This window comes from Vibrio sp. 704 (genome assembly GCF_033339295.1).
Genome location: NZ_JAWOUH010000137.1, coordinates 1 through 1,025, shown reverse-complemented (window position 1 = coordinate 1,025; position 1,025 = coordinate 1). Strand labels below are relative to the sequence as shown.

Genomic DNA, 1,025 nt, shown 5'->3' with positions numbered 1-1,025 from the left:
TAAAGCTTCTCGGGTTTTTGCTTTGGTCGAGATGTCTGGAATTTGAACAGGTTCAGTAATGCCTTTTGTTGCCAGTAAGCGTACCAATTTAGTACGAGCATCGGCGGCGCGATCAACTGCGGTACCGAGAACTTCCAGCGCCACTTCTGGTGCGTGCATGTGAACACCGTGAGAGGCGATCGCATAATCCCAACGCCATTGCGCATGGCGAATATCTTGGAGAATCGGCTTCATTTCTTCTTCCGTTGCTCCTGCTTTCCATGCTTCTCCAGCTTCAAAATGCGCCGCGACAATTTGCTTCTCGGCGGTCAATTTCATGTTCAACACCTGCGCTTTGCGTGACGACACGATGTTACGTAGCTGCTCTTTGGTTTGAGTATGGCACTGCGCACATGTGTCTTCGAAGCGGTCGAAAGGATTGCCTACTTTATGATCGGTATAAACGGTACCATCTTCTTTTGTCACCTTCGGCATATGGCAGTCGACGCAAACCACTTTGTTTTTGCCGTGAATCCCTTCACGCCAAGTCTCGAAGCCAGGGTGCTGTGCTTTTAGCATCGGTGCTTTAGAAACGGCGTGAGTCCAATCTTTAAAGTCCAACGCATCGTAATACTTCTCCATGTCACCGACAGTCGTACCCATATCCCAAGGGAATTTCACCGCTTTCGTTGGTCCTGTAAAGTAGTATTCGACATGGCACTGAGCACACACAGACGCTTGTTTATCAAGGCGTGACTGCTCATCAAAGTTTTTTCCAATTACATCGAATGCTCGCTCAACATAAGGTCTGGTTAGTGCTAATTCTGGCTCGCCTTGGTTGAATTTTTCTGAGCGAGTGTCGTGACAATCAGAACAGCCGATAGGATTGACGATTTCTGAGCCTAGACGCGCCCATTTACCAGAGAAGTAGCCATCCTCGCCACGCTCTTCTATCACGCGAGCGACATCAGGACTTTTACAACTCCAACACGCCATTGGCATTGGCCCGGAGTTTTCATCTGCTGGTGCGCCTGTCCTTAAGGTTT

At 49.0% G+C, this 1,025-nt stretch carries 1 protein-coding gene; it reads right to left on the bottom strand.

Features of this window, described 5'->3' with window-relative positions:
* Positions 1-1,025 (bottom strand): ammonia-forming cytochrome c nitrite reductase (gene nrfA / locus R7R24_RS24990; protein WP_318119794.1); only part of this gene is annotated, 1,025 nt, incomplete at both ends.